At 57.4% G+C, this 21489-nt stretch carries 21 protein-coding genes; 8 read left to right on the top strand and 13 right to left on the bottom strand.

Translation table 11 applies throughout. The annotated features are described in order from the left end of the window. Positions 1 to 2: 2 nt before the first annotated feature. The 4 genes from prfB to xerD form a co-directional block, all read right to left on the bottom strand. Positions 3 to 1101, bottom strand: a protein-coding gene (prfB, locus tag DSD31_RS04370; RefSeq protein ID WP_099001586.1) for a peptide chain release factor 2 whose coding sequence is annotated in 2 segments (ribosomal slippage) — positions 3 to 1025 and positions 1027 to 1101 — 1098 coding nt in all. Because the reading frame shifts where the segments join, the coding sequence is not laid out codon by codon here. A gap of 122 nt (positions 1102 to 1223) precedes the next feature. Continuing rightward, positions 1224 to 2957: a single-stranded-DNA-specific exonuclease RecJ gene (gene recJ, locus DSD31_RS04365; RefSeq protein WP_015585785.1), complete on the bottom strand. Its 1734-nt coding sequence runs from the start codon at positions 2955 to 2957 to the stop codon at positions 1224 to 1226. A 5-nt stretch (positions 2958 to 2962) separates the two neighbouring features. Further along, complete coding sequence (gene dsbC / locus DSD31_RS04360) at positions 2963 to 3676, bottom strand: bifunctional protein-disulfide isomerase/oxidoreductase DsbC (RefSeq protein WP_004867349.1); 714 nt, start codon at positions 3674 to 3676, stop codon at positions 2963 to 2965. A 22-nt stretch (positions 3677 to 3698) separates the two neighbouring features. Then, on the bottom strand, positions 3699 to 4595 hold the full coding sequence (xerD, locus tag DSD31_RS04355) for a site-specific tyrosine recombinase XerD (protein WP_015585784.1): 897 nt from the start codon (positions 4593 to 4595) through the stop codon (positions 3699 to 3701). A gap of 177 nt (positions 4596 to 4772) precedes the next feature. On the opposite strand from xerD, the gene fldB reads away from it, so the two are divergent. Further along, a complete protein-coding gene (fldB, locus tag DSD31_RS04350; protein WP_004867353.1) occupies positions 4773 to 5294 on the top strand; it encodes a flavodoxin FldB in 522 nt (173 codons plus the stop codon). Positions 5295 to 5301: 7 nt separating this feature from the next. Here fldB and DSD31_RS04345 read toward each other — a convergent pair whose 3' ends face one another. Both DSD31_RS04345 and sdhE read right to left on the bottom strand, forming a co-directional pair. After that, on the bottom strand, positions 5302 to 5712 hold the full coding sequence (locus DSD31_RS04345) for a protein YgfX (protein WP_004867355.1): 411 nt from the start codon (positions 5710 to 5712) through the stop codon (positions 5302 to 5304). Beyond that, entirely contained in the window at positions 5693 to 5959 is a 267-nt protein-coding gene (gene sdhE / locus DSD31_RS04340; protein WP_004867358.1) for an FAD assembly factor SdhE, read from the bottom strand. Before sdhE ends, DSD31_RS04345 begins: the two co-directional genes overlap by 20 nt. A 296-nt stretch (positions 5960 to 6255) precedes the next feature. Between sdhE and ygfZ the strand changes: the two genes are divergently transcribed. Further along, entirely contained in the window at positions 6256 to 7239 is a 984-nt protein-coding gene (gene ygfZ / locus DSD31_RS04335) for a tRNA-modifying protein YgfZ (protein ID WP_004867359.1), read from the top strand. Between the two features lie 121 nt (positions 7240 to 7360). Here ygfZ and trhA read toward each other — a convergent pair whose 3' ends face one another. Together trhA and yqfB are read right to left on the bottom strand one after the other, a co-directional pair. Beyond that, positions 7361 to 8020, bottom strand: a complete 660-nt coding sequence (trhA, locus tag DSD31_RS04330) for a PAQR family membrane homeostasis protein TrhA (RefSeq protein ID WP_004867362.1) — start codon at positions 8018 to 8020, stop codon at positions 7361 to 7363. 161 nt (positions 8021 to 8181) lie between these two features. Continuing rightward, on the bottom strand, positions 8182 to 8493 hold the full coding sequence (gene yqfB, locus DSD31_RS04325) for a N(4)-acetylcytidine aminohydrolase (protein ID WP_004867365.1): 312 nt from the start codon (positions 8491 to 8493) through the stop codon (positions 8182 to 8184). 49 nt (positions 8494 to 8542) lie between these two features. Between yqfB and DSD31_RS04320 the strand changes: the two genes are divergently transcribed. From DSD31_RS04320 to DSD31_RS04295, 6 genes are all read left to right on the top strand, one after another. Beyond that, positions 8543 to 9271, top strand: coding sequence for a MurR/RpiR family transcriptional regulator (locus DSD31_RS04320; protein ID WP_004867368.1), 729 nt, complete (start codon positions 8543 to 8545; stop codon positions 9269 to 9271). 119 nt (positions 9272 to 9390) lie between these two features. After that, on the top strand, positions 9391 to 10824 hold the full coding sequence (locus tag DSD31_RS04315; RefSeq protein ID WP_004867372.1) for a 6-phospho-beta-glucosidase: 1434 nt from the start codon (positions 9391 to 9393) through the stop codon (positions 10822 to 10824). A 134-nt stretch (positions 10825 to 10958) separates the two neighbouring features. After that, the gene (locus tag DSD31_RS04310) at positions 10959 to 11318 is read left to right on the top strand and encodes a hypothetical protein (RefSeq protein ID WP_004867377.1); all 360 of its coding nucleotides are present in this window, start codon (positions 10959 to 10961) and stop codon (positions 11316 to 11318) included. Between the two features lie 48 nt (positions 11319 to 11366). Then, on the top strand, positions 11367 to 13376 hold the full coding sequence (locus tag DSD31_RS04305; protein ID WP_113990846.1) for a protein-disulfide reductase DsbD family protein: 2010 nt from the start codon (positions 11367 to 11369) through the stop codon (positions 13374 to 13376). A 2-nt stretch (positions 13377 to 13378) separates the two neighbouring features. Continuing rightward, entirely contained in the window at positions 13379 to 13990 is a 612-nt protein-coding gene (locus tag DSD31_RS04300) for a DsbA family protein (RefSeq protein ID WP_048024954.1), read from the top strand. Beyond that, positions 13980 to 14480, top strand: a complete 501-nt coding sequence (locus DSD31_RS04295) for a protein disulfide oxidoreductase (protein ID WP_015585778.1) — start codon at positions 13980 to 13982, stop codon at positions 14478 to 14480. Before DSD31_RS04300 ends, DSD31_RS04295 begins: the two co-directional genes overlap by 11 nt. Before the next feature lie 66 nt (positions 14481 to 14546). On the opposite strand, the gene DSD31_RS04290 is transcribed toward DSD31_RS04295, so the two are convergent. The 5 genes from DSD31_RS04290 to ubiI all read right to left on the bottom strand — a co-directional run bounded on the left by DSD31_RS04290 (position 14547) and on the right by ubiI (position 21484). Then, a complete protein-coding gene (locus DSD31_RS04290) occupies positions 14547 to 15290 on the bottom strand; it encodes an SDR family oxidoreductase (RefSeq protein ID WP_015585777.1) in 744 nt (247 codons plus the stop codon). Between the two features lie 59 nt (positions 15291 to 15349). Next, complete coding sequence (gene gcvP, locus DSD31_RS04285) at positions 15350 to 18223, bottom strand: aminomethyl-transferring glycine dehydrogenase (protein ID WP_015585776.1); 2874 nt, start codon at positions 18221 to 18223, stop codon at positions 15350 to 15352. 114 nt (positions 18224 to 18337) lie between these two features. Next, positions 18338 to 18727: a glycine cleavage system protein GcvH gene (gene gcvH / locus DSD31_RS04280; RefSeq protein ID WP_004867393.1), complete on the bottom strand. Its 390-nt coding sequence runs from the start codon at positions 18725 to 18727 to the stop codon at positions 18338 to 18340. Between the two features lie 24 nt (positions 18728 to 18751). Beyond that, on the bottom strand, positions 18752 to 19846 hold the full coding sequence (gene gcvT / locus DSD31_RS04275) for a glycine cleavage system aminomethyltransferase GcvT (protein WP_015585775.1): 1095 nt from the start codon (positions 19844 to 19846) through the stop codon (positions 18752 to 18754). Positions 19847 to 20281: 435 nt separating this feature from the next. Further along, positions 20282 to 21484 (bottom strand): FAD-dependent 2-octaprenylphenol hydroxylase, encoded by a 1203-nt coding sequence (gene ubiI, locus DSD31_RS04270; protein ID WP_004867398.1) that lies wholly within the window; start codon positions 21482 to 21484, stop codon positions 20282 to 20284. Between the last annotated feature and the right edge of the window lie 5 nt (positions 21485 to 21489).

Genomic DNA, 21489 nt, shown 5'->3' with positions numbered 1-21489 from the left:
CCTCATAACCCTGCTTTCAAACTTGCTTCGATAAATTGATCCAGGCTGCCGTCAAGCACGGCCTGAGTATTGCGGGTTTCCACCCCGGTGCGCAGATCTTTAATGCGGGAGTCATCCAGCACGTAAGAACGGATCTGGCTGCCCCAGCCGATGTCGGATTTGGTATCTTCCATCGCCTGCTTCTCGGCATTTTTCTTCTGCATTTCCAGCTCATAAAGCTTGGCTTTCATCTGCTTCATGGCCTGGTCTTTGTTCTTGTGCTGTGAACGGTCGTTCTGGCACTGCGTCACTAAGCCGGTCGGAATGTGGGTGATACGCACCGCGGATTCCGTACGGTTAACGTGCTGACCACCCGCACCGGAGGCGCGGTAAACGTCAATGCGCAGGTCCGCCGGGTTGATTTCGATATCAATATCGTCATCCACTTCCGGATAGACAAATGCGGAGCTGAAGGAGGTGTGGCGACGGCCGCCGGAATCGAACGGGCTCTTGCGCACCAGGCGGTGGACGCCGGTTTCGGTACGCAGCCAGCCGTAGGCGTAATCGCCGATAATCTTGATGGTCACGGACTTAATGCCCGCCACTTCACCTTCTGACTCTTCAATAATCTCGGTCTTGAAGCCGCGCGCTTCGGCCCAGCGCAGATACATACGTGTCAGCATGCTGGCCCAGTCCTGGGCTTCCGTACCGCCGGAACCGGCCTGAATATCGAGATAGCAATCGGCGCTGTCATACTCGCCGGAGAACATGCGGCGGAACTCAAGCTGCGCCAGTTTCTCTTCCAGCACGTCAAGTTCGGCAACGGCTTCGTTGAAGGTCTCTTCGTCTTCGGCTTCGACAGCCAGCTCCAGTAGTCCGGAAACATCTTCCAGCCCCTGGGACATTTGATCCAACGTCTCGACGATGGCTTCCAGTGAAGAACGCTCTTTACCCAACGCCTGTGCGCGCTCAGGTTCGTTCCACACGTCCGGCTGTTCCAGCTCGGCGTTTACTTCTTCCAGACGCTCTTTCTTAGCATCGTAGTCAAAGATACCCCCTAAGAACGTCAGAGCGCTCCGTGAGGTCCTGAATGCGGTTTTTTACCGGATTTATTTCAAACATGATCGATTTTCTTTTAATGGATTCGACAAAATGCGGTGATAAGAGCGGAATTGTACCGGATCCCCGCTCTCTTTTATATATACTTCGGCTTTCCGTCAGCCTGTTTGTTGACGGCTTTTTCGTCAGACCGGCCAGAGATGGTCAATGATAAGCTGCAGGCTGCGGTTGCCTCGGAACTCATTAATATCGAGCTTATAGGCCAGAGTGACTTCGCGTACGCCGTTATCCGGCCAAATCGAAGTATCAACGTTGAAGGCAATCCCGTCCAGCAGCGGGCCGCCGCCAACCGGTTCGACCATCACTTTAAGATGTCGCTCGCCCACCAGGCGCTGCTGTAACAGGCGGAAACGACCGTCAAACAGCGGCTCCGGGAACATCTGTCCCCAGGGTCCCGCCTCACGAAGCAGATGCGCAACTTCCATGCTCATCTCAGCCGTTTCCAGCGGGCCGTCAGAGATCACTTCTCCCTGCAACAGCGCCGGATCCAGCCACTCGGTGACCAGTTCGCCGAAACGCAGCTGAAACTCCTCAAAACGCGCCTCTTCCAGCGACAGCCCCGCCGCCATCGCATGGCCGCCGAACTTGAGAATCAGCCCCGGATGCAGCGTATCAAGGCGCTCAAGCGCATCGCGCATGTGCAACCCCTGGATAGAGCGCCCGGAGCCTTTTAACAGCCCGTCGCCGGTTGGGGCGAAGGCGATAACCGGGCGATGGAAACGCTCTTTAATCCGTGACGCCAGAATCCCCACCACGCCCTGGTGCCACTGCGGATGATACATCGCCAGCCCCCCGGGCAGCGTGTCGCCGCTGCGTTCCAGCTGCTGGCACAGCGTGAGCGCCTCCGCCTGCATCCCTTGCTCAATCTCTTTGCGCGTCTGGTTCAGCGCATCCAGTTCATTAGCCAGCATCCGCGCTTCGCCGACGTTATCACACAACAGCAGCGCCACGCCGACCGACATATCATCCAGCCGGCCTGCCGCATTCAGCCGCGGTCCCAGGGCAAACCCCAGGTCGCTGGCGGCCAGCTTTTGCGGATCGCGGTTGGCAATCTCCAGCAGCGCTTTGATCCCCGGACGGCACTTACCGGCACGGATACGGCTCAGCCCTTGCCAGGTGAGAATGCGGTTATTGGCATCCAGCGGCACAACGTCAGCCACCGTCCCGAGCGCGACCAGATCCAGCAGTTCGGCAAGATTCGGCGGCGTGATGCCCCGTTCTTCAAACCAGTTTTTATCGCGCAGGAACGTGCGCAGCGCCAGCATCAAATAGAACGCTACCCCGACGCCGGCCAGCGATTTCGAGGGGAAATCGCAGTCGCGCAGATTGGGGTTCACAATGGCTTCCGCTGCCGGCAGCGTCTCACCCGGTAGATGGTGATCGGTCACGACCACCGGGATCCCCAATGCGTGGGCACGATCGACGCCGGCATGGGAAGAGATGCCGTTATCCACGGTCATAATCATCTGCGCCCCGCGGGCGTGGGCCTGATCGACTACTTCGGGGCTTAACCCGTAGCCATCTTCAAAACGATTTGGCACCAGATAGGAGACATTGCTGTAGCCCAGCGCGCGCAGCGCCAGCACGCTCAGCGCGGTACTGGTGGCGCCATCGGCGTCAAAATCACCGACCACGACGATATGCCGCTCTTGCCTGAATGCGTCGTAGAGCATCTCAACGGCTTTTTCGATGCCGTTCAGCTGCGTCCACGGCAGCATGCCTTTGACGCTGCGTTCGAGCTCCTGGGCATGCAGGACGCCGCGGCTGGCGTACAGCCGCTGCAGCAGCGGCGGCAGGTCGGCGGGGAGCTCAGCCCCTTCAACCACCTCACGGCGGCGTAGTTGTATCTGTTGTTTCACGCGAATTATTTACCGCTTGTCTGTTTTTGATGCTCATCAAGGAAGGCTTTCAGCTCTTTCGGCCCCTGATAACCCGGAAGCACGTAGCCGTTGCTCAGCACCATCGCCGGCGTGCCGTTAACGCCGAACTGCACGCCAAGCGTGTAGTGTTTGCTGATATCGACCTGGCAGCTCGCCGGCTGAATACCTTTACCGCTCATCGCGTCATCCAGCGCTTTGTTACGATCTTTGGCGCACCAGATGGCTTTCATATCCTGCTCGGTCTGGCTTTGCAGACCCTGGCGCGGGAAGGCCAGGTAGCGAACGGTAATTCCCAGCGCGTTATAGTCGCTCATCTCTTCGTGCAGCTTGTGGCAGTAGCCGCAGGTGATGTCGGTGAAAACGGTGATAACGTGTTTTTCCTGCGGCGCTTTATAGATAATCATCTCTTTTTCCAGCGCATTCAGCTTGCCCACCAGCAGCGCGTTGGTGACGTTTACCGGCTGTGCGCCGCCGACATCATACATCGGCCCCTGGATGACGTGTTTACCGTCATCGGTCACATACAGCACGCCGCTGTCGGTCAGTACGGTGCTCATTCCGGCAACCGGCGATGGCTGAATATCCGTATTCTGTACGCCCAGTTTAGCCAGCGACTGTTTGATAGCCGCGTTATCCGCATGGGCCGCACCGGACAGCGTCGCCGCCAGCAGCGTAAACATCAATAAACCTTTTTTCATACTCAGTCCTTTTATTCAGCACTCACGCCCGCGGGTGGTGCTGTTGATGAAGTTGTCTCAGACGCTCGGTCGCGACATGGGTGTAGATCTGCGTCGTTGAGAGATCGCTGTGTCCCAACAGCATCTGTACCACGCGTAAATCTGCGCCATGGTTAAGTAAATGCGTGGCAAACGCATGGCGTAAAACGTGCGGGGAGAGCTTCGCGCTATCTATTCCGGCCAGCACGGCATAGTGCTTAATCCGATGCCAGAAGGTCTGGCGCGTCATTTGCTGCGCGCGCTGACTTGGAAAAAGCACATCAGATGCCACGCCGTTCAGCAGCCAGGGGCGCCCGTACTCCAGGTAGTTCTCAACCCACAGCACCGCCTCTTCGCCAAGCGGGACCAGCCGTTCTTTGTTCCCTTTACCCACCACCCGCAGGACGCCCTGACGCAGGCTGATGTCGCTCATCGTCAGGCCCACCAGTTCCGACACGCGCAGGCCGGTCGCGTACAGCACCTCAAGCATCGCTTTATCGCGGAGTTCCAGAGGCTGCTCGACCAGCGGCGCCTGCAGCAGACGTTCGACCTGAGCCTCACTCAGATCTTTCGGCAGCCGCTGCGGCAGTTTCGGTGACGCCAGCAGCGCGCTGGGGTCATCCGGACGAATTTTCTCCCGATAGAGGTGCTGGAAGAAACGGCGCACGGCGCTCAACAGCCGCGCGGTACTGGTGGCTTTATAGCCGCCCGTTTGTCTCTCGGCCAGCAGCGCCTGAAGATCCTCGCCGCTGGCGCTAACCAGCGATAACTCGCGATGATGCAGCCATTCCACTACCATCGTCAGATCCCGACGGTAGGCGCTCAGCGTATTTTCCGCCAGATTGCGCTCCAGCCACAAGGCATCAAGAAACTGTTCGATTCGTGCGAGATCCTCTTTCACATCGCCCTCTTTGCTCGTTAAAACGGCTTCAGTATACCCAAATAAGTGGCCCGGCTGGCAAAAACGGCGGCGCTGTTTTTTCCCGGCCGGCTGGCGGAACAGCTTAAGTATGCGGCTGACGACGGCTTTCTGATAAACTAGCCGCAAAATCACCGCATGAATTGAGATGTTTACGCCATGAACATAGGTCTTTTTTACGGCTCCAGTACCTGCTACACCGAGATGGCAGCGGAGAAGATCCGCGATATCATCGGCCCGGAATTAGTGACGCTGCATAATCTGAAAGATGATTCCCCTTCCCTGATGACACAGTATGACGTGTTGATTCTCGGTATCCCGACGTGGGATTTCGGCGAAATTCAGGAAGACTGGGAAGCCGTCTGGCAACAGCTGGACGCACTGGATCTGCAGGATAAAATTGTGGCGCTGTATGGCATGGGTGACCAGTTGGGTTACGGCGAATGGTTCCTTGACGCACTGGGAATGCTGCACGACAAACTGAGCGCCAAAGGCGTTAAGTTTATCGGTTACTGGCCGACGGAAGGTTACGAATTCACCAGCCAGAAACCGATTATCGCCGATGGCCAGCTGTTTGTTGGCCTGGCGCTCGATGAGACGAATCAGTATGACCTGAGCGACGATCGCATCCAGAACTGGTGCGAGCAAATCCTCGGCGAAATGGCTGAGCAGTTCGCCTGACAGGCTTTTACTCCTGTGCCGGTTTTTGTAACACCAACCGGCGCAGATCTCGCCACTCTTTGGCGTCCATACTGTCTGCAGCGATCCACAGATGCTGGCGGCGACGCGTTTGCATATCCTGCAGACGCAGCAACATCCCGCTATTAATCACCCACGGCGTGCCGACAATCTCCCATTCCGCTTTTTGCCAACGCAAACGCGAATCGGTCATCAGCTTTATTTCCCCCCGGCAGGCGTGGATCCGCCGCTGGCTGCGCACGCTGTCGAACACCACCAGCGACAGCAGCAATAGCCATAGCGGCGTGTAGCTCAGCGGCCAGGGCATCAGCAGCACAATAGCCGCCACAATGCCGTGCAGCAGCAGCGAGAACCACTGTGAGCGCCAGGAGATGCGTAAATCAGATTGCCACAGGACCACGTTCCCGATTCCGAGTCTGGATTAATTTTACCATCCGTTGCAGTTGCGCATCAGCCGGTTCGCCATGATTCATCAGCCAGTTAAACAGATCCGGATCGTCGTTTTCTAACAGACGGATAAACAGCTGTTTGTCTTCATCGCTGAGCGTATCGTACTCATACTCGAAAAACGGCATGATGGAGATATCAAGTTCACGCATACCCCTGCGGCATGCCCAGTGGATGCGGGCTTTATTCGTAATGTCCATGTTGTCCTTCCAGCATAAAGAGAGTCTTACGCGCCCTTCAGGTCGCCGAAGCGCTGCCTGACAAGACGTTGTTGATAGGTTAGTTTAACCCGTTTTTTGCACTTACTTTACAGCAATATCGAGAACAGAGAACGCCATTCCACAAAAACCACATTTAAAATATGGCTTTATCTTTCTCCTTTGTTTCCCCGTTTGTGCTTTCAGGGCACAAATGGCCTGCCAAAAGCACTTGCATTGCACCATAGCTCTTTTACCATTAGCTATTCACTCTGCGTTAAGCTATTCAGGACATGACTATGGCTTTTACACCTTTTCCTCCGCGTCAGCCTTCTTCTTCCTCTCGTCTGCCGTTAACGCTGATGACGCTGGATGACTGGGCGCTGGCAACGATTACCGGTCAGGATGGCGAGAAGTATCTGCAGGGGCAGATTACCGCCGATGTCAGCGCATTAACCGACGATCGGCATCTGCTTGCCGCGCACTGCGATGCCAAGGGCAAGATGTGGAGCAACCTGCGGGTTTTCCGCCGCGACGGTGGTTTTACCTGGATTGAACGCCGCAGCCTGCGCGATTCCCAGCTCGCTGAACTGAAGAAATATGCGGTGTTCTCTAAAGTGACCATTGCCGCCGATGATGAACACGTCCTGCTGGGCGTTGCCGGTTTCCAGGCCCGCGCCGCGCTGGCGCCGCTGTTCAGCGAACTTCCGGGCAGCGACAAACCGCTCGTCACCGACGGCGTGACCAGCCTGCTGTGGTTTGAACATCCGGCGGAGCGCTTTCTGCTGGTGACCGATGTGGCAACCGCCACCCGCGTAACCGACGCGTTGCGCAGCGATGCGCAGTTGAACAACAGCCAGCAGTGGCTGGCGCTCAACATCGAAGCCGGCCTGCCGGTCATAGACAGCGCCAACAGCGCGCAGTTCATCCCGCAGGCGACAAACCTGCAGGCATTGGGCGGCATCAGCTTTAAGAAAGGCTGCTATACCGGTCAGGAAATGGTCGCCCGGGCGAAATTCCGCGGTGCGAACAAACGCGCCCTGTGGTATCTGGCCGGGAAAGCGAGCCGCGTCCCGGAAGCCGGAGAAGACCTTGAGCTGAAGATGGGTGAGAACTGGCGCCGGACCGGCACCGTGCTGGCAGCTGTGCTGCTGGATGATGGTCAACTGCTGGTGCAGGTCGTGATGAATAACGATATGGAACCAGACAGCGTCTTCCGCGTGCGCGATGATGCCGGTACATTAAGCATCGTTCCGCTGCCCTATTCACTGGAAGAGAGTTAAAGTGCGAAGATCGCCTTAACGCTGCCAGGCTCTTCAGGCGGCAACATCCCGGACTGTGCGGTGCTGTCGTTTCGGCAAGCGCCGCATCGCCGGGAAATTCCCCGCCGATGCGGCCTCTTATTTATACCTGACCGACGTACAAATAAATGGCCAGGAAGTGACATACGCTGCCGCCCAGCACAAAACCGTGCCAGATTGCATGGTTATAAGGAATGCGCTTGCAGACGTAGAAGATAACCCCCAGCGAATACACCACGCCCCCGACCGCCAGCAGCGTTACCCCCCCCGCCGCCAGTTTGATCGCCAGCTGATAAACCACGATCAGCGACAGCCAGCCCATCGTCAGATAGGTCACCAGTGAGAGGACCTTAAAGCGGTGCGCAATGGTGAGCTTAAACAAGATCCCCAGCAGCGCCAGGCTCCAGATGACCACCATCAGGCCGCGCGCAAGCGGTGAATTGAGCCCTACCAGTAGAAAAGGCGTATAGGTTCCCGCTATCAGCAGATAGATGGCGCAGTGATCGAATTTTTTCAGCCACAGCTTGGCTCGCTGATGGGGAATAGCATGATAGAGGGTAGAGGCGAGGAACAGCATAATCATGCTGCCGCCGTACAGGCTATAGCTGGTAATCGCCGTTGCGCTGGCGTTGCTGTCGACCGCCTGCACCAGCAGGAGGACGAGGCCAACGATGCCAAATACCAGCCCGATACCGTGACTGATGCTGTTGGCGACTTCCTCTGCCAAAGAATAACCCTGTGTGATTAATGGTTTGCGAACCATATTTGACTCCGAAAACAAGAACGCTTTCAATGCTCACCTAGGGTAACTGAGAATGATTCCAGTGAACACCTGTTAGCTAAAATAAAAAGATTAATATTTGTAAACACTATAAAATCATAATGTTACATTAAAATTTCAACTAACAGTCGTTCGCTGTTTTATCAAAGCCTTTTGAATTCAATAACATAAAACTGGTCTTCGCCTGGATAGATCTCCGCAATGACCTGACGCAGCTGCGCGAGGGTCATATTCTCCTGTTCGGCGTGACGTTCCGTGAGCGTATCGAGCGTTACCGTGGACGTCGCCACCACGCTTATCGTGCAAAAATAGCCGTCATCTTCATAGCGGCCAACGCGCAGCACGTCGCCGGTTTTAAAATGCGACTCGGCGGCATTACGAATGGTGATGGTTTTGCGCCCGGCGAGGATGTCGTCCTGAAAGCGCTGAAAAAAGGTTATGTCATTCGGCTGCATGATATAATTCCATCCTGGTCATTATGAATTGTGAGTTATTACCGTGAGTATGTTCTCCCACGCCGCTATTGCCAGTCTCAATAATCTTGAGATGATGGTCTACCACTACGTCATTAAGAATCGTGACAAAGTGATGTATATGACCATCCGCGAGCTGGCAGAAGCCGCCGGGGTCTCCACGACCACCGTCCTGCGCTTTTGTCGCAAACTGCAGTGCGAAGGCTACTCGGAGTTTCGCGTCCGCTTTAAATTATATCTCGAGCAGAACCAGCCACAACAGGCAAATATCGGTGCCAGTGAAATAATGAGTTTTTTTAAAAGCGTCAACAATGACGAATTTGATAATTTACTCGATCGTGCCGTCGATATTATTCTCGCGTCAGAACGTATTATATTTGTCGGCGCCGGTACCTCCGGCGCGTTGGCAAAATATGGCGCACGCTTTTTCTCCAACGTCGGGAAATTCAGCAATCATATCGACGATCCTTATTTCCCGGTCACCAACGACATGGCGCGTAACGCGCTGGCGATCGTTCTTTCCGTTTCCGGGGAGACCGAAGAGATTCTCCGCTTCGCCAGCCAGTTCAGCCTGCACAACTGCAAAGTAATGTCGGTGACCAGCCATGAACACTCCCGACTGGCGAAGCTGGCAGACTTCAACCTCTCCTGGCACGTCCCGCAAACGCGCATCGGCGGCGTGTATGATATTACCACCCAAATTCCGGTTATTTATATTCTGGAGTCCCTGGGGCGTAAATTAGCACGTAAACTCGCCTGAAAATAACACCCTGTTTTTTCGATGTAACATATTCCAGCTGAGGGAAATTGTTATATCGTGACATTTATATTCCCTTTGTTAGACTCGTAAACAGATGCTATTTGATGAGACGAGCAAAGATGAAAAAAATCACCTTACCGAAAGACTTTTTATGGGGCGGTGCGGTCGCGGCGCACCAGGTGGAAGGCGGCTGGAATAAAGACGGCAAAGGCCCGAGTATTTGCGACGTGCTGACCGGCGGCGCCCACGGCGTACCGCGCGAGATTACCCACCAGGTAGAGCCGGGTAAATATTACCCGAACCACGAAGCCATTGATTTCCACGGCCGCTACAAAGAAGACATCAAGCTGTTCGCCGAGATGGGCTTCAAATGTTTCCGCACCTCCATCGCCTGGACCCGCATCTTCCCGCTCGGCGACGAAACTCAGCCGAACGAAGAGGGGCTGAAGTTCTATGACGACATGTTCGATGAGCTGTTGAAGTACAACATCGAGCCGGTGATCACCCTCTCCCACTTCGAAATGCCGCTGCATCTGGTGCAGCAGTACGGTGGCTGGACCAACCGCAAAGTGGTCGATTTCTTTGTGCGCTTCGCCGAAGTGGTCTTCGAGCGCTATAAGCACAAAGTAAAATACTGGATGACCTTCAACGAGATCAATAACCAGCGCAACTGGCGCGCCCCGCTGTTCGGCTACTGCTGTTCCGGCGTGGTCTATACCGACTACGAAAACCCGGAAGAGACCATGTACCAGGTGCTGCATCACCAGTTCGTTGCCAGCGCGCTGGCGGTGAAAGCGGCGCGACGCATCAATCCGCAGATGCAGGTTGGTTGCATGCTGGCAATGGTGGCGCTCTATCCGTTCTCCTGTAAGCCGGAAGACGTGATGTTCGCCCAGGAGTCGATGCGTGAACGCTACGTCTTTACCGACGTGCAGCTGCGCGGCTACTACCCGACCTATGTTCTCAACGAGTGGGAGCGCCGCGGTTTTAACATCGTGATGGAAGCGGGCGATGAACAGATCCTGCGTGAAGGCACCTGCGATTACCTCGGTTTCAGCTACTACATGACCAACGCGGTCAAAGCGGAAGGCGGCAGCGGCGATGCCATCTCCGGCTTCGAAGGCAGCGTGCCGAACCCGCATGTCAAAGCCTCCGACTGGGGCTGGCAGATTGACCCGGTGGGCCTGCGCTACTCGCTGTGCGAACTGTACGAACGCTATCAGAAACCGCTGTTTATCGTTGAAAACGGCTTCGGCGCCTACGACAAAGTTGAAGAAGACGGCAGCATCAACGACGACTACCGTATCGACTACCTGCGTGCGCATGTGGAAGAGATGATCAAAGCGGTGACTTACGATGGCGTCGAACTGATGGGCTATACCCCGTGGGGCTGTATCGACTGCGTCTCCTTTACCACCGGCCAGTACAGCAAACGCTACGGCTTTATCTACGTGAACAAACATGACGATGGCACCGGCGACATGTCCCGCTCGCGTAAGAAAAGTTTCAACTGGTATAAAGAGGTCATTGCCAGCAACGGCGAAAATCTCTGATTCCCTCTCAGTCGCGCCCTCGCCTCGCCAGAGGAGAGGGCGCTTGCCGGTCTTACAGACACTTCTTTACAGCTTTAACATTGCTAAAACGCGTTCGCCCGATAAGATAAGCCTCGTGAATCACAGAGGCGAAAATGATTAAGCGACAGCGAAAAGCCATTCTTCTTGTAGCCCTTGCCTGTCTGGTGGTGCTGGTATGCACCGCGCAGCGTATGGCCGGGCTGCACGCGCTGGTCATGAATGCTACCGCCGTGACGCAATCGATCCAGCAGGGTGAGGATACGGCCGAAGCGCCGGTAACTCCCTGCGAGCTGAGTGCGAAATCACTGCTCGCCGCCCCGCCGGTGCTGTTTGAAGGCGCGCTGTTTGCCGTCGCGCTACTGCTCACGCTGCTGGCGGCAATACCGCCGCGCATTGTCCGCCTCTGGCCTCCCCGCGTTATTTCCCCTCCCCGGCTACGGGTGCATTTGCGATTGTGCGTCTTCCGTGAATGAGGATTTCCCTGACAGTTCAGGTTAATCAATCATTTACGGAGAAAATTTATGCTTATGGTATTCAGGCGACTGCTGGTCTGCCTGCTTTGGCTATGGCTGCCCGTCAGCCAGGCCGCCGACAGCGGCTGGCTACGCGCCGCTGAGAATCAACACGCCAGCGTCCGGCTGCGCGCACAAAACGACGATAGCGGCACAACGCGCCTGCTGCTTGATGTGGCGCTGGAAAAAGGCTGGAAAACCTACTGGCGCTCCCCGGGGGAAGGCGGCATTGCGCCCGCTATCGCCTGGAAAACGCCGCTGGATGTCACCTGGCACTGGCCAACGCCGCAGCGATTTGACGTCGCGGGAATCACCACCCAGGGCTACCACGGTAACGTCAGCTTTCCGCTGGAAATCCACGGACCGGTGCCGCAGATCTTAAGCGGCGTGCTGACACTTTCCACCTGTAGCAATGTCTGCATTCTGACCGACTATCCCTTTGCGCTGGATATGACCACCGCTGCGGGAGATGGCTTTGGCTATGATTTTACCCGCGCACTGGGCACGCTCCCGCGCCCGGACGGCCTGACGTCCCGGCTGACCTCGGCCTATGGCGGCGGAAAGCTCACGGTTACCGCCGTTCGCGAAGCCGGCTGGCGGCAGCCGTCGCTGTTTATCGACAGCATGGAGAATGTCGATTTCGGCAAACCCACCTTCTCACTGAACGGCGAGACGCTGGTCGCGCAGATCCCAGTCACCGACAGCTGGGGTGAGGCGGCACCTGACCTCAGCGGCAAACGTCTGTCGCTGGTCCTTGCCGACAGCGGTCTGGCGCAGGAGAGCACGTCGATCGTTAGCGAAGGCCTCCCGGCGCAGGCGCCGGCTTTATGGTGGGTCTTGCTGATGGCCCTTGCCGGCGGGCTGATTCTGAATGTTATGCCCTGCGTCCTGCCGGTACTGGCCATGAAACTCGGTTCGCTGGTGCAGACCGGGACGCGCGAGCGCGCAACCGTACGCCGGCAGTTTCTGGCCTCGGTTTGCGGCATCGTCGCGTCCTTTCTGGCGCTGGCGTTGATGATGACTCTGCTTCGCCTGGGGAATCAGGCGCTGGGCTGGGGCATTCAGTTTCAGAACCCATGGTTTATCGGCGCGATGGCGCTGGTGATGGTGCTGTTCAGCGCCAGCCTGCTGGGGCTGTTTGAGATTCGCCTCTCCTCCGGCACCAGTACATTTCTGGCGACCCGCGGCGGCAAGGGTCTGATGGGCCATTTCTGCCAGGGCGCTTTCGCAACGCTACTGGCCACGCCGTGCACGGCGCCGTTTCTCGGTACCGCTATCTCGGTCGCGCTGGTCGCGCCGCTGCCGCTGCTGTGGGGCATTTTCCTCGCCATAGGGGTCGGCATGAGTCTGCCGTGGCTGCTGGTTGCCGCCTGGCCAGGTCTCGCCCGGCATCTGCCGCGCCCCGGACGCTGGATGAACGTCCTGCGCGTGATACTCGGATTGATGATGCTGGGATCATCCGTATGGCTGCTCAGCCTGCTGACGGCGCATATCGGTCGGATACCGGTTATCGCCCTGACGGCGCTGCTGGCCCTCGCGCTGCTGCTGGCGACGCTCTGGCGCTATCGCTGGCGCACGACGCTGAAGGCTGGCGTGCTGACGTTAGCTGTCGCCGGGGTCGTCGCTTTTCTGTCACCGCCTGACGGCCAGACATCGCGACGCGACCGCGTGAACTGGCAGCCGCTCAGCGAACAGGCGATTAGCAATGCGCTGGCAAGCAATAAGCGACTGTTTATTGACGTCACCGCCGACTGGTGCGTCACCTGCAAAGCCAATAAATACAACGTATTGTTGCGCGATGACGTTCAGAGCGCCCTCTCTGAACCAGACGTGGTGGCCCTGCGCGGCGACTGGAGTCGCCCGTCGGCGGCGATCGGCCGCTTTCTGACCACTCGCGGCAGCGCCGCCGTTCCCTTCAATCAAATTTACGGACCGGGATTAGCCCAGGGCCGCGTGCTGTCTCCGCTGCTCAGCCGCGACGAACTCCTCGCCACTCTGTCCGATGCAAAAGGTCAATAATCATGAGAATCATCGCTGCACTCCTTCTGCTGTGCGTTTCAACCTTCAGCCTTGCCGCCCCGGCAGAACCCGCGGATGCCTCCGCCAACGACCAGCTGGCAAAGCTGCTGTTTAACGATCCCGACAGCCCGCGGCTGGGCGCCAAAGCGCCGCGCCTGACTATCGTCTCGTTTACCGATTACAACTGCCCGTATTGTAAGCAGTTCGATCCGATGCTGGAGAAGATCGTTCACGATAACCCTGATGTCCTGCTGATTGTAAAACTGCTGCCGTTTAAGGGGCAAAGTTCGGTTAACGCCGCGAAAGCCGCGCTCTCCACATGGCGCCAGCAGCCGGATAAATTCTGGGCGCTGCATCAGCGGCTGATGGCCAAAAAGGGCTACCACGACAATGCGAGTATTCTCGCCGCGCAGCAAAAAACCGCGACCGATGGGGTGAAAACCGATGATAAAACAATGGACTCGCTGAAGATGAACCTGATTTTGTCTCAGGTGCTGAATATTCAGGGCACCCCGGCGACGATTATCGGCGATCAAATGGTCGCCGGCGCGATTCCTTATCAGGAGCTGGAGGGGCTGGTGAAAGAACAGCTGGCAAAAGCCGATGGTCAGTAAATTACGCCGCTGGCTGCGCGAGCTGATGATCCTGCTGCTGCTGGCCGGCGCGCTCATCGTGGGGATGGATTATCTGCGTCGGCCTGCGCTGCCGCCGAATCTGACGACTACACCGCTGCAGACGCTGGAGGGTAACGTGGTCGATCTGCACGCCATGAGCCAGCAGCGCCCGCTGCTGATCTACGTCTGGGCGACCTGGTGCGGAGTGTGCCGTTACACGACGCCATCCGTAGCGGCGCTGGCGAGCAACGGCGGCAATGTCATGACCGTCGCGCTCCGTTCCGGGGATGATGCCATGCTGTCCAACTGGCTGGCGCATAAGAAAATGGCGCTGCCCACGGTTAACGACCCCGACGGCGGACTTTCTCGCCAGTGGGGCGTTCAGGTCACGCCAACGCTTATCGTCATCTCTCGCGGCGAGGTTAAGTCGATCACCACCGGCTGGACCAGCGGTTGGGGAATGCGCCTGCGGCTGTGGCTGGCGTCATAACATCAGCTCGCAAAACGGCTGACCGGGAAGGGCGCACGTCGCCGCCCGGGACTCTCCGGCAGCGGACTATTTCCCACCGGCCAGTTCGAGAAAGCTTCCGGTCACATAGGAGGCTTTCTCGCTCAGTAGCCAGGCGATGGCCTGTGCGACCTCCTCCGGCTGCCCGCCGCGTTGCATCGGCAGCCCCGCTTTTACCCGATCCACGCGCCCAGGCTCGCCGCCGGAGGCGTGCATCTCAGTATAGATAAAGCCGGGACGCACGCCGTTAACGCGAATCCCCTGCGCCGCCACTTCCAGCGACAGTCCGGTGGTCAGCGTATCCACGGCCCCTTTCGAGGCGGCATAATCCACATATTCCCCCGGCGCCCCCAGACGCGATGCCGCCGATGAAACATTGACGATCGCCCCGCCTTTTCCGCCGTGCCGATATGACATCCGCTTCACCGCCTCCCGGCAACAGAGGAAATAGCCGGTGACATTAGTACTCAGCACCTGATTAATCCGCCCGGCGGTCAGGTTTTCCACGGTGCTTTGCGCAAACAGGATACCGGCGTTGTTAACCAACGCGGTCAGCGGCTCCTCAAGACGGTCGATCCCATCAAACATCGCCATGACCTGCGCCTCGTCGCTGATATCGGCCCCCAGCGCAACGGCTTTGCCGCCGAGGACGACAATCTCGTTGACCACCGCCATCGCCGCGCTAATGTTGTGATGATAGTTAACCACCACGGTATACCCTTCCTGTGCCAGCAGCAGCGCCGTCGCCTTACCTATTCCGCGGCTGGCGCCGGTAATCAGTGCTATCGCCATCCTCTCCCCCAAAAAATAAAGGCGCCGAAGCGCCTTTAAAAGATAGTCCAGTCAGTGAATTACTGGTATTCGCTCATCGGTACGCAGGAGCAGAACAGATTACGGTCACCGTAGACATCGTCCAGACGCTTCACCGTCGGCCAGTATTTATTCGCCAGACCGGCCGGGAATACCGCCAGCTCACGGGTATACGGATGATGCCATTCCGCCACCAGCTCTCCCTGGGTATGCGGGGCGTTCACCAGCGGGTTATCTTCCAGCGGCCACTCGCCCGCTTTCACGCGGTCGATTTCCCCACGAATCGCCAGCATCGCGTCGATGAAGCGGTCCAGCTCGACTTTGCTTTCTGATTCCGTCGGCTCAACCATCAGCGTACCGGCCACCGGGAAGGACATCGTCGGTGCGTGGAAGCCGAAGTCGATCAGACGCTTGGCAATATCCAGCTCGCTGATGCCGGTCTCTTCTTTCAGAGGACGAATATCCAGAATACATTCGTGCGCCACGCGACCGTCGCGACCGGTGTAAAGCACCGGGAACGCCTCTTTCAGACGAGTAGCGATGTAGTTGGCATTGAGGATGGCCACCTGGCTCGCCTGTTTCAGCCCTTCGGCGCCCATCATGCGGATATACATCCAGCTGATTGGCAGAATGGAAGCGCTGCCGAACGGTGCGGCAGAAACCGCGCCCTGACGGGTCAACATCCCTTCGATCTGTACCACGCTATGGCCCGGAACAAACGGCGCCAGATGCGCTTTGACGCCGATCGGCCCCATACCCGGACCGCCGCCGCCATGCGGGATGCAGAAGGTTTTGTGCAGGTTAAGGTGCGAGACGTCCGCGCCGATAAAGCCCGGAGAAGTAATACCAACCTGGGCGTTCATGTTAGCGCCGTCGAGGTAAACCTGACCGCCGAACTGATGCACGATTTCGCACACTTCGCGGATCGTCTCTTCATACACGCCGTGCGTTGACGGGTAGGTCACCATGATGCAGGAGAGGTTCTCACCCGCCTGCTCCGCCTTGAGACGCAGATCCGCGAGATCGATGTTGCCGTTTTTATCACAGGCCACGACCACCACCTGCATGCCGGCCATCTGTGCCGACGCCGGGTTGGTGCCGTGCGCAGAACTTGGGATCAGGCAGATATCACGATGGCCTTCATTGCGGCTTTCGTGGTAATGGCGAATAGCCAGCAGGCCCGCGTACTCGCCCTGTGCGCCGGAGTTTGGCTGCATGCAGACGGCGTCGTAACCGGTCAGTTTTACCAGCCAGTCGGAGAGCTGGGCGATCATCTGATGATAACCTTCCGCCTGCTCTGCCGGGCAGAACGGGTGCAGCTCGGCAAACTCAGGCCAGGTGATCGGGATCATTTCCGCCGCGGCGTTGAGCTTCATGGTGCAGGATCCCAGCGGGATCATCGCCTGATTCAGCGCCAGATCTTTACGCTCCAGCGAGTGCATGTAGCGCATCATCTCGGTTTCGCTGTGGTAGCGATTGAACACCGGGTGCGTCAGGATCGCATCGTTACGCAGCATGCTTTCCGGGATCGAGCGGCTGTCGAGGGCCACGTCTTTATCCAGGGCATCGATATCCAGGCCGTGGTCGTCGCCAATAATAGCGCGGAACAGGTTCAGCACATCTTCGCGGGTCGTCGCTTCATCAAGAGTGATGCCAACGGCGTTATGGATGTCGCTGCGCAGGTTAATTTCCAGCGCTTCGGCGCGTGCCAGCACCGCCGCTTTGTCGACCACGTCCACACACAGGGTGTCGAAGTAGTGAGCGTGGCGCAGCTTGAGCCCTTTTTTCTGCAGCCCGTCGGCCAGAATATCGGTCAGTCGGTGGATGCGGCTGGCGATGCGCTTCAGGCCCTCTGGCCCGTGGAACACCGCGTACAGGCTGGCGATATTTGCCAGCAGTACCTGGGAAGTACAAATATTGGAGTTCGCTTTCTCGCGACGGATATGCTGTTCGCGGGTCTGCATCGCCATACGCAGCGCGGTGTTACCGGCGGCATCTTTTGATACGCCGATAATACGGCCCGGCATCGAGCGTTTAAATTCATCTTTTGCGGCAAAGAAGGCCGCATGCGGACCGCCGTAGCCCATCGGCACGCCAAAACGCTGGGCGGAGCCGAAGACGATATCAGCCCCCTGTTTGCCCGGTGCGGTCAACAGAACCAGCGTCATGAAGTCCGCGGCGACGCTGACCACGACTTTGCGTGCTTTCAGATCGGCGATCAGCTTGCTGTAGTCATGAATTTCGCCGGTGGTACCCACCTGCTGCAGCAGCACGCCGAAAACGTCCTGATGGTCGAGCGCTTTTTCCGCCTCATCAACGATGACGTCAAAGCCAAAGGTTGCGGCGCGGGTGCGCACCACATCAAGGGTCTGCGGATGTACATCGGCGGCAACGAAGAAGCGGTTCGCATTCTTCAGTTTGCTGACGCGTTTGGCCATCGCCATCGCTTCAGCGCCGGCGGTCGCCTCATCCAGCAGTGACGCGGAGGCGATATCCAGCCCGGTCAGATCGAGGGTCACCTGCTGGAAATTCAGCAGTGATTCCAGGCGGCCCTGGGAAACTTCCGGCTGGTAAGGGGTGTAAGCGGTATACCAACCCGGATTTTCCAGCATATTGCGCTGAATAACCGGCGGCAGCTGCACGGCGGTGTAACCCATGCCGATGTAAGACTTGAAGCGCTTGTTGCGACCGGCGATCGCCTTCAGTTCCGCCAGCGCGGCGAATTCGGTAGTCGCGTCACCCACCTGCGGGGGTGTCGCCAGCTGAATATCCTGCGGCACAATCTGGCCAATCAGGGCGTTAAGCGAATCGGCGCCGACGGTGTTCAGCATCTCCTGCTGTTGCTGAGCATCCGGACCGATGTGACGTTCAATAAAGGCGCCGCGGTTTTCAAGCTGACCTAAAGTCTGAGTCATGAGCGATGGTTCCTGAAACGTGCAGTGAATCGTATGTGTCTTTACTTACCTGAACAGGCAAAAATCATTCACGCTGCCGGCAGCAGATGCCCGCAGCGTGAAGGGGCAAGATATTTACTCGTTTTCCAGCAGCGCCGCATAGGCGTCCGCGTCAAGCAGAGCCGCAACCTGCGCTTCATCGCTGGCCTTAATTTTAAAGATCCAGCCGTCCGCGTACGGGTCGCTGTTCACCAGCTCCGGAGAGTCGTTGAGCTCTTCGTTCACCGCCACAATCTCGCCGCTAATCGGGGCATAAATATCCGAAGCAGCTTTCACCGACTCGGCAACCGCGCAGTCGTCACCCGCTTCAACGGTTGCGCCAACGTCCGGCAGATCGACGAAAACCATATCGCCAAGCAGTTCCTGGGCATGTTCGGTGATCCCGACGGTGTAGGTGCCGTCAGCTTCTTTGCGCAGCCATTCGTGTTCTTTACTGTATTTCAGTTCTGCTGGTACGTTGCTCATCAATTAATCTCCAAAAAGGGGGAATCACACCACGGCTTTGCCGTTGCGTACAAAAACAGGTTTAGTCACTTTTACCGGCATTTCGCGGTTGCGAATCTGCACAATGGCCGTCTCGCCGATACCGGCCGGTACGCGCGCCAGCGCGATACTGTAGCCCAGCGTCGGGGAGAAGGTGCCGCTGGTGATAATACCTTCTTTCTGATTACCGTCTGCATCGCTAAAGCGCACCGGCAAACCGCCGCGCAGGACGCCTTTCTCGGTCATCACCAGACCCACCAGCTGCTCGGTACCTTTTTCACGCTGCAGCTCCAGCGCTTCGCGGCCGATGAACGCGCGATCTGCCGGTTCCCAGGCAATGGTCCAGCCCATATTTGCAGCCAGCGGAGAGATGCTTTCATCCATCTCCTGGCCATACAGGTTCATCCCCGCTTCCAGACGCAAGGTATCGCGAGCGCCCAGACCGCACGGCTTCACGCCTGCGTCCAGCAGGCCACGCCAGAAATCAGCAGCCTGCTCATTCGGCATGGCGATTTCGTACCCGGCTTCACCGGTATAACCGGTGGTCGCAATAAACAGATCGCCGGCCTGCACGCCAAAGAACGGTTTCATCCCTTCTACGGCCTGACGCTGTGCGTCGGTGAACAGGGTTGCCGCTTTCGCTTTCGCCTGTGGCCCCTGTACGGCAATCAGCGAAAGATCGTCACGGACGGTCATTTCAAGACCATAGGGTTCAGCCTGCTGAGTAATCCAGGCGAGGTCTTTTTCACGGGTGGCGGAGTTAACAACGAGGCGGAAATAATCTTCGGTAAGGAAATAGACAATCAGGTCATCGATGACGCCGGCTGACGCGGTAAGCATACCGGTATACAGCGCTTTGCCGGGTACCGTCAGCTTCGCGACATCGTTAGCCAGCAGATAGCGCAGAAACTCCCGGATGCGGCTGCCGTGGAAGTCGACGATGGTCATGTGCGAGACATCGAACATACCGGCGTCGCCCCGCACCGCGTGGTGCTCATCAATCTGGGAACCGTAATGTAGCGGCATCATCCAGCCATGGAAGTCCACCATGCGAGCGCCGCACAGCGTGTGTTGTTCATACAACGGAGTCTGTTGAGCCATCTTTTCCTCATCGAATAAAACGGAACCCGCTACTGGGTTGGGCGATGTCATTGGGGCGATTTCGCACCACGAAATCCGCCGTCGGCGCCATGTCCGGGCACCGACGCAAACGTTCTCTTTTGCCTGAACTTACCACCGAACCCGGCGCTAAACCATAAGCTAAATCAGGACATCACATTAGCTTATGACTAAAAGTCGCCAAAAAGACTACAGAGTTATTGACTGGAAAAAAGCGATTTATGCCACATAAAATTAACATCATGACCTGATATTACCGAGCATGATGGTATTTTATGCGAAAAAAGAGGCCTGTTTTCTGTTGCAAAAAAAGAGAGGCATTAATAAAACTAATGCGAAAAAATGGGTGAGATTAGATTATTTCAAATGAGAGGAGAAAACCCGGCGCCGGGGCCGGGAGAGAGAAGTGTGACGCGCTTAACGTAACCAGGCAGGAAGATCGTTTAAGCCCATGGCCTGGCGAATCAACTGCGGTTTGACGCCCGGTAGCGTATCCGCCAGTTTGAGGCCAATATCGCGCAGCAGTTTCTTCGCCGGGTGGCTGCCAGAGAACATTTCGCGGAAGCCCTGCATCCCCGCCAGCATCAGCGCGGCGCTGTGCTTACGGCTACGTTCATAGCGACGTAGATACAGGTACTGACCAATATCCTTGCCCTGCGCATGCAGACGACGGAGTTCATCGATCAGTTCCGCTGCATCCATAAAGCCCAGATTTACCCCCTGGCCGGCCAGCGGGTGGATAGTGTGCGCGGCATCGCCAACCAGCGCCAGACGATGCGCGGCGAACTGGCGCGCGTAGCGACCGGTCAACGGGAAGGTCTGACGCTCGCTTGCAAGCTGGCACAGGCCAAGCCGGTTATCGAAGGCAATATTCAGCGCCTGATTAAACACCGCCTCGTCGGCCAGCTGCATCCGCTGTGCTTCCTGCGGCGACAGCGACCAGACGATCGAACACAGATGCGGATCGTTCAGCGGCAGAAACGCCAGAATGCCATCGCCGTGAAACGCCTGACGGGCAATCGCCTGATGCGGTTCTTCGGTTCGGATAGTGGCAACCAGCGCATGATGGCGGTAGTCCCAGAACGTCAGCGGTATATCCGCTTTGTTGCGCAACCAGGAGTTTGCTCCGTCGGCGCCGACCACCAGCCTGGCGGTCAGCATCTTGCCATCCTGCAAGCTGAGAAATGCTTCGTTTTCTCCCCACGCCACCTGCTGCAGCTGAGCCGGGGCCAGCAGCGTGACGTCGGCGCAACGCTGCGCCTTTTGCCACAGCGCATGATGAACGATCGCATTTTCAATAATATGACCAAGGTGGCTGAAGCCCATACTCTGGTCATCAAAGCTGATGTGGCCAAAGCTGTCCTTATCCCACACTTCCATACCGTGATAACAGCTGGCGCGCCGGGCGATAATCTCCGGCCAGACATCCAGCCGGGTCAGCAGTTTTTCGCTGGCGGCGTTAATGGCTGATACCCGCAGCGCCGGCGGCGCATCGGCGTTTAACGGCTGCGGCTCGGCTTGTTCCAGCACCGCAACCCGCAGCCCGCTCCCCTGCAAACCGCAGGCTACCGCCAGGCCCACCATGCCACCGCCAACAATGGCAACATCAACACTTTGCACGTTCA

The sequence above is a fragment of the Klebsiella sp. X13 genome, assembly GCF_003323835.1.
Classification (GTDB): Bacteria; Pseudomonadota; Gammaproteobacteria; order Enterobacterales; family Enterobacteriaceae; genus Klebsiella; species Klebsiella ornithinolytica.
This window is presented reverse-complemented; position numbering and strand designations above follow the sequence as displayed.